13 protein-coding genes are annotated in these 10164 nt (G+C 41.3%); 8 read left to right on the top strand and 5 right to left on the bottom strand.

Annotation, left to right across the window (positions count from 1 at the left end; translation table 11 throughout):
* Window positions 1-133: DUF4372 domain-containing protein (locus tag FTU01_RS09820; RefSeq protein WP_180004150.1), on the bottom strand; the 133-nt coding region annotated here is incomplete at its 3' end.
* 275 nt (window positions 134-408) lie between these two features.
* On the opposite strand from FTU01_RS09820, the gene FTU01_RS09815 reads away from it, so the two are divergent.
* Together FTU01_RS09815 and FTU01_RS09810 are read left to right on the top strand one after the other, a co-directional pair.
* Window positions 409-774, top strand: coding sequence for a hypothetical protein (locus tag FTU01_RS09815; RefSeq protein WP_004785062.1), 366 nt, complete (start codon window positions 409-411; stop codon window positions 772-774).
* A gap of 134 nt (window positions 775-908) precedes the next feature.
* The gene (locus FTU01_RS09810; protein WP_034702024.1) at window positions 909-1640 is read left to right on the top strand and encodes a cold shock domain-containing protein; all 732 of its coding nucleotides are present in this window, start codon (window positions 909-911) and stop codon (window positions 1638-1640) included.
* A 41-nt stretch (window positions 1641-1681) separates the two neighbouring features.
* On the opposite strand, the gene gigC is transcribed toward FTU01_RS09810, so the two are convergent.
* Window positions 1682-2560, bottom strand: coding sequence for a LysR family transcriptional regulator GigC (gigC, locus tag FTU01_RS09805; protein ID WP_180138928.1), 879 nt, complete (start codon window positions 2558-2560; stop codon window positions 1682-1684).
* Window positions 2561-2645: 85 nt separating this feature from the next.
* Between gigC and FTU01_RS09800 the strand changes: the two genes are divergently transcribed.
* Entirely contained in the window at window positions 2646-3407 is a 762-nt protein-coding gene (locus FTU01_RS09800) for a ferredoxin--NADP reductase (RefSeq protein WP_180138926.1), read from the top strand.
* Between the two features lie 262 nt (window positions 3408-3669).
* Here the strand turns inward: FTU01_RS09800 and FTU01_RS09795 are convergent, their stop codons facing one another.
* Window positions 3670-4092, bottom strand: coding sequence for a hypothetical protein (locus tag FTU01_RS09795; protein WP_005237048.1), 423 nt, complete (start codon window positions 4090-4092; stop codon window positions 3670-3672).
* 407 nt (window positions 4093-4499) lie between these two features.
* On the opposite strand from FTU01_RS09795, the gene FTU01_RS09790 reads away from it, so the two are divergent.
* The 4 genes from FTU01_RS09790 to FTU01_RS09775 all read left to right on the top strand — a co-directional run bounded on the left by FTU01_RS09790 (window position 4500) and on the right by FTU01_RS09775 (window position 7404).
* Window positions 4500-4853: a hypothetical protein gene (locus FTU01_RS09790; protein WP_180138924.1), complete on the top strand. Its 354-nt coding sequence runs from the start codon at window positions 4500-4502 to the stop codon at window positions 4851-4853.
* A gap of 198 nt (window positions 4854-5051) precedes the next feature.
* Window positions 5052-6887 (top strand): mechanosensitive ion channel, encoded by a 1836-nt coding sequence (locus FTU01_RS09785; RefSeq protein ID WP_180138922.1) that lies wholly within the window; start codon window positions 5052-5054, stop codon window positions 6885-6887.
* A gap of 67 nt (window positions 6888-6954) precedes the next feature.
* The gene (locus FTU01_RS09780; RefSeq protein ID WP_179992650.1) at window positions 6955-7122 is read left to right on the top strand and encodes a hypothetical protein; all 168 of its coding nucleotides are present in this window, start codon (window positions 6955-6957) and stop codon (window positions 7120-7122) included.
* A gap of 129 nt (window positions 7123-7251) precedes the next feature.
* Window positions 7252-7404, top strand: coding sequence for a hypothetical protein (locus tag FTU01_RS09775; RefSeq protein WP_179992649.1), 153 nt, complete (start codon window positions 7252-7254; stop codon window positions 7402-7404).
* Window positions 7405-7438: 34 nt separating this feature from the next.
* On the opposite strand, the gene FTU01_RS09770 is transcribed toward FTU01_RS09775, so the two are convergent.
* A complete protein-coding gene (locus FTU01_RS09770; RefSeq protein ID WP_180052829.1) occupies window positions 7439-8638 on the bottom strand; it encodes an NAD(P)/FAD-dependent oxidoreductase in 1200 nt (399 codons plus the stop codon).
* Between the two features lie 189 nt (window positions 8639-8827).
* On the opposite strand from FTU01_RS09770, the gene FTU01_RS09765 reads away from it, so the two are divergent.
* A complete protein-coding gene (locus FTU01_RS09765; RefSeq protein WP_179992647.1) occupies window positions 8828-9151 on the top strand; it encodes a hypothetical protein in 324 nt (107 codons plus the stop codon).
* Between the two features lie 24 nt (window positions 9152-9175).
* Here the strand turns inward: FTU01_RS09765 and FTU01_RS09760 are convergent, their stop codons facing one another.
* Window positions 9176-10036, bottom strand: a complete 861-nt coding sequence (locus FTU01_RS09760; protein ID WP_180138920.1) for a 1-aminocyclopropane-1-carboxylate deaminase/D-cysteine desulfhydrase — start codon at window positions 10034-10036, stop codon at window positions 9176-9178.
* Between the last annotated feature and the right edge of the window lie 128 nt (window positions 10037-10164).

Here is a 10164-nt window from a genome sequence, read left to right as displayed (position 1 = left end):
TGGCAATAAACTGATCCCACCGGGAAGCCGCTCTAAATTTCTGTCCAACATGGTGTACTTTAGCAAGTTGTTCAAAATCCTGTCGCACAACAGGTTTAATTAGCTCATGAAATACGGTATTCTGATGGGACAAAACCTGAATCCTGGTCGTTAAAGTGTTTGTTTGCACTCATATTTTAACTGTTAGGACTCAGGTTTTTTTATTTAAAGCAAACTATGGGGCAGCAGTGGGCTCTAGAGCCTCTTTTTTATTTGAGTTATGAGTTTACGTAAGTTGTAGGAATCTTGTGTAATCAGAACCTTATAAAATGTTGCGAAAACAATAAAATACCCACCAAAGCTCAACAATATCCTTTAATCCCTTCCATATAAACTACGCATCTGTTGAATGATCTAGGGACACATATCATGTTTACAGATGGAAGAATTAAAACCTATGATGCTGTACGTGGGACTGGGAGTATTGAACTAAAAAATAATGCACAGGAGCTTAATTTTCAGTTAGATCAACTACCTTCACCTGAAATCGCGCCTCAAGTCGGAGAACGACTTAAATTTAGAATAATTGAAGAGCAAAATACGATTCAGCTGGAGAATATGGTACGTCTGGATATCAAGCATCAGGAAGAGTTCGTTTCTGAAGTAGTTGTATTACCATCTCTAGCTTCTACTTCTGCAATAGTCAATCCGGCACGCAATACTATTTTCTTTAGTCCCACACTCTGGTTGATTCTGGTAACAGCGATTGGATTTATAATTTTTGGAGAAATTTAAGTTAGGTTCTCATTTATTAAGATATTTGTCTCATCCTTCAAATAAAAAAAGCATCTTATGGTGCTTTTTTTATTTTAGAATTTAAAACGCTTTTTGAATACAATAATTAAAAATATCAAACAGTAGAGTGAATTATGTTTTTAGAGGGGAAGATCAAGACCTATAACGAAGAACGAGGTTTTGGTTTTATTGAGATAGCTGGTGAGTCAAAAGATTTATTCTTCCATATTAAAGACTTCCCAAATAAGAACGTGCCACCAAAAGTTGGAGAAAGTTTAAAGTTTCTCAAAGTACAGGATGCAGGCAAGTTTAAAGCAGATCATATTGTTCGTTTAGATATCTCATATCAAAAGACACCTTCAAAAATTGTTAGTCAACATAATGATCTTCAGATCGAAAGAGCAGTACCTTATCGTCAGCCTAAAAATTCAGTTTTATCAAAATTGATTACAGGCATTGGTTTAATCATTATCGTGATACTTGCTGTATTGGTTTATGGAAAATACCAAAACTATAAAATACAAAAGCAACAGCAACTTGAGCATTTAATGCAAGAACAAAAAAGGCTTGTTTCAGAACAACGTGCTGCTTTAGGTAACTTACCTGAACAAGGCCTAAGTGAACAAGGAAGGAAGAATTTAGAGGTATCCACAAATACTCCTATTAGAAGTACTGCCTCATCCACTTCAGTGTCTTCACCTTATCAATGTGATGGTAGAACCCATTGTAGCCAGATGCGCTCTTATGATGAAGCGGTATTCTTTTTGCGAAATTGCCCGGGTACTCAGATGGATGGAAATCATGACGGTGTTCCATGTGAAAGACAGTTTAAGGAAGAAATTAGTAAGAGACATTTATTCAGGTAATAAAAAAGCGCCCTTAGGCGCTTTTTTATTTCAACAAAATTTTAAGCTTCACAGAATTTCATAAAAGCTTTAAGACCGGGGCCTTGATATTTCTGGCGGTGTACCAGCATAAATAAAGGACGGGTGAGTGACCAGAATGGAGTATCCAGAATCACCAGTTGGCCTTTTTCCTGTAAAGGTTCAATTGCCAGCTTGGAAATACAGGACATCCCTAAACCACCTGCCACAATCTTCAGAATTGCTTCATTATGACCTAGCGTCAGACGGATATTGGCATCAGGCACATCTTTTAGAATGGCATTATCAAAGACTTCACGAGTCCCTGAACCTTCTTCACGTAAAATCCATTCAACCGATTTAAAATCTTCAGCAGTAAGCGGACGGTTTAGCTGAGCCAGAGGATGATCCGGCGCACAGCATACTGCCAGTTCATCATCGCGCCAATGAATACATTGCAGCTGCGGTAAATGACAAGAACCTTCAATCAGGGCCAAATCTAGCTGGAACTGATTTACAGCTTCGATCATTTGACGGGTATTGCCGACTTGAAGTTGCAAGTGAGCCTGTGGCTGGATTTTCAGGAAATCCGCCATCAGGTCTGGCATCAGATAGTCGGAAATGGTCAGCGTTGCACCGAGACGAAGGTCAATGCTTTGCAGTTCACCTTTGGCTGCCTGCTCGAAAGCTTCACAGCGGCCAAGAATTTCAAGAGCTTGCGGGAGAAGAAAACGACCTAAGTCATTGAGCTGTAAACGCTTACCAAGACGGTCGAATAAAGGCGCGCCAAGACCATCTTCTAAATCTGCTAAAGCCATACTCGCCGCACTTTGGGTGAGTTTGACTGCATCACTGGCTTTGGTGACGGTGCCTTCTTGAGCAACTGCTACAAAAACAGCCAACTGGCGTAAAGTCATGCGCATGAATAGAGCCTTAACATTTAAAAAATATTAATAAATTATGCTGTCATGCTACCATGAGCATAGTCTTTGATGCCACGTTTGAATCATGTCTATTGAAAAATTTAGCTTAGAAAAGGTTTTATCTGTACACCGTTGGACCAATACGCTGTTTAGTTTCACCATGACCAGACCTGCACATTTCAAGTTTACGGCAGGACAGTTTGCGCGTATTGGCTTGAAAGTGGGGGATGAACTGGTCGTTCGGGCATATTCAGTCGTGTCATCACCATTTGATGAAACGCTGGAATTTTTTTCGATTGTGGTTCCGGAAGGGAAATTTACTTCGAATTTACAACATCTTAAAGTAGGTTACGAACTCTACTTAGACAAAATTCCCTATGGCTATCTGACTTTGGCACGTTATCAATTGCCATTACCACAAGATTTATGGCTGCTTGGCACAGGTACAGGTCTGGCACCATTTTTATCCATGCTGCAAGACTTTGAAACCTGGAATAAATATAAACATATTAACCTGGTTTATAGCGTCCGTACGCAAGACGAACTGGCTTATGTCGACCGTATTCAGGAAATTGCCGAGAGCTTTGGCGAAGGTTATACTGGCTTTAAATTTATTCCAATCATTACCCGTGATCCTGAAGCAGCACTTCACCATCGTTTACCGATTTTGATTGAAAATGGGGAACTTGAACGGGCAGCAGGACTCCAGCTTAATCCTGAAACCAGTCACGTGATGCTCTGTGGAAACCCGGAAATGGTCGAAGATACCAAAGAAGCGCTAAAAGCACGTGGTCTGACCATGAACCGCCGTGGTGAAGGAAATATTGCGGTAGAGAATTATTGGTAATTCCTTTAGAGTTCCTCCCTTTCTAAAAGGTGAGCAGCATTGCTTCGTAATGGTAAGAGTCTTAAATAATTTACCTATCCCTAACCCTCTCCTAAGAGGAGAGGGAATAAATCCTTTCCTTTAATAAAGAAGGGGCGGGGTGAATTTAAAAACAAAGAATTAAATAAACCGAATTTAATCCCTCCCAACCTCCTTTTATTAAAGGGAGGAGTTTTAGGCACAAAAAAACCTCCGTCATGGAGGTTTTTTTCATACTGTCATATTAGTGAACAAACATATCCATAAAGTCACGGATTTCCTGAATGGCAGTATCTGTATCGGTCGTTAACCAGGTCGGCTCAAAGAAACCAGCATAATGTTCGATTCGATCCGCAGGCACAACTAGACGTACCGGACAATCTTCTTCCAGTAGGCGCCATGGAATAATCGGAACGTCATTATCTAGCCAAGCTGCAACATTCCTTACATCAATGACCATGGCATTAATGCAGTCCGGAAAAGGCATCACCGACATTTCTTCAGTACGGCGGCGGAAATATTCCAGATCTTGCCAGCGTAGCATAAAGCTCGGTTTGCTAAATTCAATGATTCCAATCAGATGCTGATCACGAGTGTAGTGCAAAGCACATTGATGTGTGACGTCAGTGTCAAGATCAAGCGATACACTCTGTTGACGGTACGCCATAAAACTCGGGTGCATGAAAAATAAGGTGGATAATTATAACGTATTTTGCGCAAAGTAGCAGGTATATTGAAAAACGGTATTTTTACAGCATGTTTTAGCCCACTTAAAATGTGCTTAAAATTTAATAAAATCATAGTGGTATATTGTTTATTTTATAGGCAATTCAATTCCTGATAAATCAGCTAAAAACCGGCAGTATCAACTGTCTGGGAAGAGAGTTTCTAACCATAAGACCATAGTATGTTCACGCTAGAAAGTGCCTCTTTTTGAAACTAATACCAAGTTCATCAGACTCATACATATAACTTACATCCATTCACTATCTCACCATCTTTTGTCACAGAAGCTGTGATAACTGCTTGTTATGATAAAAATCTACTTATGAATAAGAAAGAGTGAGAATGGTCATGGTTGATGATTTTAATAAAAAACCACCTTTGCATGATCAGGCAGCAATTACGCAGAAGAAGCGCATTCCTGTGTATATCCTGATTTTGGTCGGTATCTTTTTACTGGCAGTCCTGTTTTATATGTTTGCAGATGTGAAGCCAGATGCACCTGCGACCCAGCCTAATACACCAGTACCAGCAACTGAAGCCCCTACCAATAATGGTAGTCCGGCGGCTACTCCAGGCGGTGAAAGCAATGAAGCAATGGCTACTGCAGATGATGCGATGACAGAAGCAACAGCCACTGTAGGCGAAATGTCACAAGATACAGCAGAAGCTACTGCAACTGATGCTCAACAGGCCACCCAATAATTGGAATTATTAAAAAAAGCTCTGGTTCATGACTAGGGCTTTTTTGCAATAGGTGGTGATGTTTTTCAAAGTTCTGTATCTCCAGGCAAGCTAAGCACAGGAAGTTCAAGCTTTATAAGCAATCGGAAAGAGCTGAAGATTTCAAAAATAAGCTCGTGAATTCAGACAAATAGCGTAATAACAAAGAGGGCAGAAAACATGAATGATTATATGAGAGGCCCACGTGGTGGCTATGATGCCATGTACTACTGGGATCAGTTTCATCCAATTCTTAGTGCAATTGCCATATTAGTCCTAGGTTGGATTATTGCATTACTCGTCTCGGCAGGTGTTAAAAAAATCTTGCAAAAACTAGGGACCAATACACACTTAAATGCAGCGACAGGACATCGCTCTAATGTCGAGAGTATTATCGCTCGTGTTGTGTTCTGGATTATTCTGATTATTGCGGTCATCGGTGCGCTTAACGTGTTGAATCTGACAGCAGTGAGCGGACCGTTCAGTAATATGATCCAGCAGTTCCTGCTCTTTATTCCACAATTGCTGGCGGCTGTTGCTGTGGGCTTTGTTGGGTGGATTGTGGCAAATCTGGTCAAAGTCGGCTTGCAAAAAATGCTTGATCGCACCCAGCTGGATGAAAAGCTGAGTGCCGAAGTCGGTGTCAGCCCAATTAGCCAAAATATCAGTGAAATTGTTTACTGGCTGATTTTACTGCTGTTCTTGCCAATCGTCTTGTCGATTCTAGGTCTACACGGTTTATTACTACCTGTGCAGAACATGCTGACGGATGTCGTAAGTTATCTGCCTAATATCTTCATTGCTGCAGTTATTGTATTTGTCGGATACATTCTGGCAAAAATTGTTCGCGGTATTGTCGAAGGTTTGCTCAACAGCTTGAATATTCAACATCAAGCTGAGAAAGTCGGCATTTTCAAAAACTCGAATGTCGCTCAACTGATTGGTTCATTCATCTTCGCAGTCGTAATTATTACGTCATTAATCATTGCGTTTGAAGCATTGGGTATTGAAGCAATTTCTCAACCAGCAACTGCAATGCTGTATGAGATCATGAATGCCATTCCAAATATCATTGCTGCTGCACTGATTCTGATTCTGGCTTATGTGGTGTCTAGACTGGTAGCACGTCTAGTGACTGAAGTCGTTGCCGGAACAGGCGTAGATGAGGTTCCAGCTAAACTGGATCTACAACGTTTCCTGGGCAAAACCAAACTATCAAGTCTGGTGGGTTATCTGATTGTACTGTTCACCATGCTATTTGCAGTTTCCGAAGCTGCGGACCGTTTAGGCTTTGAACAGGTGAGTGGCCTGATCGCGATGTTCATCTACTTCGGTGCAAACATCCTGCTAGGTGCTGTGATCCTGGTGATTGGCTTCTGGCTGGCCAATGTAGTTGCCAATATTGTGCAACGTGGTGAATACAACAGTTCACGCTGGTTAGCGAACCTAGTTCGTGTACTGATCATGGGTCTGGTCATTGCGATGGGTCTACGTGCCATGGGCATTGCTGACTCGATCGTGAATCTGGCCTTCGGTTTAACTCTGGGTGCTGTTGCTGTGGCATTTGCCTTGGCCTTTGGTCTCGGTGGCCGTCAACCAGCAGAACGTGTACTGACTGATTTGATCGATAAAGCTAAACGAGAAGCTAAAGAGCCGAATCCTTTGAAAAATGAAACTAATATCATGACTTCAGGCTTAGGTGCTGATGTCAGTGGTACTACAGGTGCAGGCAGTTCAACTACAGGAGAAAATATTGTGCCGAATCAAGATCAATCACAAGATGACAATACGCCAATGCGTACCAATTTATCCAATAGTACGCCAGCGACCTTGACCACTGCACCGCAGGATGATGAAGCTTCAGGTGTAGATCAGGTGACACCAGATGTCGATCAGGCTGTACCGGATTCGCTTCAAGTTGATCCAACTCATCCACCAGCGAATAATCCATTTGGTTCTACAGGTGAAGAAGAACCGGATGTCGATAGTCATCCAAAAAAAGATGACCCGAATTAACCTGTTCTATTTAAACAAAATCGGCCACGCTTGAGTGGTCGATTTTTTTAATCCTGAGGAAATCTGAATGAATGCCAAGAAACCGAATAATCTGTTAGCACCCTTAGTGATAGCAGGCATAACCATTGGCTTTTTCACGGCTGCTTATCGATTTGTCTTTGTGAAAAGCAAACAGGATGAGCAGGCTGAAAAAGAGCTGGATAAGAAAATACCTGATCCAGACGAATTTAACTAAGTCGAAATACTGCCTAGTCACTATACATAGAATTTCTTTTTTAAAAAATATAGAATATTCAAGTGAATACTAAAATGATTTTGGTGTTTTTCTTGCATTAAAAATATAAAGAAAAAGGAGATCAATAAGATGTGGAAAACATTTCAGCATAAATTCATGGCACCTATGGCAGATCAAGTACCCTTACATCTGCAGGAAGCGGCTCAGAAAATGCAACTGACGATTGACCGTTTAGAAAATACGGCCAATCTCAGCCTGTTTAAAACGGATTATCTGGAATAAGCGTAGTATTTTCTTTTCCTAGATCATCTTTGTATTAAACATATTCCGATGCGGCATGTGCTGATGACCATGCCCATTGGAAGTTAAAACCTCCCAAATGACCAGTCACATCCAGTATCTCGCCCACAAAATACAAGCCTTTCTGCTTTTTGCTTTCCATGGTTTTAGATGAAACTTCGGTTGTATCTACGCCGCCCAAAGTCACTTCAGCTGTCCGGTAACCTTCAGTTCCAGAAGGCTTCAGTTCAAAGCCACTTAAACGTTTGGCAATCTGTTCCAGCTTGTCATCACTGATATTGCCGATGAATGTTTCAGCTACTTCAGTCCAGATCAGATTCTGTAATTCTAGTACTACGCTCTTCGGTAAATATTCGGTCAATAGTGTACGTAGCAGAACTTTAGGCTGACTCTGTTTTTTAGATTTAAAGAAATCAAACAGGTCGACACTTGGTAGAAAATCAACCTTAAAGCTTTGGCCAACATCCCAGTAATTTGACAGTTGTAGGGAGCTAGGGCCGCTCAGACCACGATGGGTAAACAGTAAAGCTTCAGTAAAACTGTTTAAATCATTGGACAGCGTGGCTTCAACTGCATTACCGCTCAGACGGGTGGTGACTTCCTTGAAACTATCCGAGAAAGTAAAGGGCACCAGACCGGCACGGGTTGGATAGACATGATGTCCAAACTGTTTGGCAATCTCATAGCCGATGCCTGAACCGCCTAAGGTTGGAATTGACAGGCCACCTGAAGCAACCACAACAGATTCCACTTCAAAATATCCTAAAGAAGTGGCTACCTGAAATCCTTGATCGTCTACAGTGTTGATAGCTTTCACTTCGCAGTTGGTTTTGATCTCGACCAGACCGGTTTTGTCACATTCGGACAGCAACATCGCCAGAATTTCTTTAGCACCATTTAAGGTGAATAACTGTCCATGTTTACGTTCTTCATATTCGATGCCATATTCGCAGACCATGCTAATAAAATCCCAGTTGGTATAGCGGGTCAGTGCTGAAATCACGAAATGCGGATTGTGCGAGATGAAATTTTCAGGTTCGACATAGAGGTTGGTGAAATTACATTTTCCGCCACCGGACATCAGGATTTTCTTACCCACCTTATTGGCTTTTTCAACGACTACGACTTTACGACCACGTTGTGCTGCCATATAGGCCGTCATTAAACCTGATGCACCTGCACCTATGACCAAAACATCGTATTGCTGAACAGACATGACACACTCAAGGGAGAAGAAAGGGGAGCATTATAGACAATTTTATTTCAGCTTTGGCTATTCTTGAAAGGGGCTGCCCGAATTACAACGTGTTAGCGAATATTTATCATAAATAATTTGAAGCAGCTGGCGGATTCATGCATAGTTTTGTCATGCCTAAAAAATAATCACAATGAAAAGGAATAATTTATGACGGATACGGCAGCATACAAACAATATAATCTGATCAGCTATATTCTTCATCTACTGGGTTTTTTCCTGGGAATAACCCCATTAATCGCCATTATCATGAATTATATTAAACGTGATGAAATGCGAGGCACCTGGCTAGAAAGTCATGTGGACTGGCAGATTAAAACCTTCTGGTTCAGCTTACTGGGCTATATTCTGGGTGGTCTGCTCACCGTAATTCTGATCGGTTTTGTGATTATTTTTCTTGTCTTTGTCTGGCATGTATATCGGCTGGTAAAAGGGCTGATTGCCTTAAACGGAAATAATCCGATAGGCATTTAAGTTTCGATCAGAACTCTAAGCGAGTTAAATATTTCGACCTTGTAGTCCACCAGTATGCAGGATCAGCAGTTTTGTTTCTGGTGGAAAGCAGCCTTTTTCAATCAGATTTGAAATTCCCAACAGCATTTTTCCAGTATAAATTTGCTCTAAGGGAATATCATATTCAGCTTCAAAGTGCTGTATAAACTGGATCAGTTCAGGAGTGGTTTTGGCATAACCACTGCAACAATAATCATCGAGAATGGACCAGTTTCTTTTCTTGGTCAGTTTAGCCACCTCCTTATTCAGGAAATCGCCTTTTAAGGCAGAAAATCCTACTACCTGTTGATGAGGCTGGCTGGCTTCAATCAAACCTGTAATCGTGCCACCAGTGCCTACAGCACAGCAGATCACGTCAAATTGTGCATCGCCGTCCTTTAGAATCTCCTGACATCCCCGAATCGCCAATGCATTAGTACCGCCTTCAGGAATGATGTAATGTGCAGGAAACTTTTGTGCTAACGCTTCTAGATAATTAGCGTCCTGTTTACGTCGATATTCTTCACGACTCACAAAATGTAACTGCATGCCAAATTGTTGTGCCAACGCTAAAGTGGGGTTTAAAGGCTGATGAGCCAGTTCTTCACCCCGAATAATGCCGACACTCTCAAAGCCAAACTGCCGTGCTGCAAACGCCGTTGCGGCAATATGATTGGAATAAGCGCCACCAAAAGTTAGCAGCTTTTTAAAGCCAAGTTGCTGTGCTTCCAGAAAGTTGTATTTCAGTTTAAAAAACTTGTTGCCTGATATTTGCGGATGCACCAGATCCAGACGGCGTATGGTTACAAAACTGTCTTTCAGCCAGATGCGCTGGTCTGGAATATGCTGGGCGATTTTTTCAAACATGGTATTTTCATAAGCTAAGAATGAGCAAATTATAGCGAAATAGAATCAGCAGGATGGCAGAATCATGAGCTCCTTAAACTAAGAATAAAATTTTGTAGATTGTCACAATTCATATGCTGAAAATTTAA

This window comes from Acinetobacter sp. YH12043, assembly GCF_013419915.1.
Lineage (GTDB): Bacteria > Pseudomonadota > Gammaproteobacteria > Pseudomonadales > Moraxellaceae > Acinetobacter.
The sequence above is the reverse complement of the archived record's forward strand: the minus strand, read 5'-3'. Positions and strand labels throughout refer to the sequence as shown.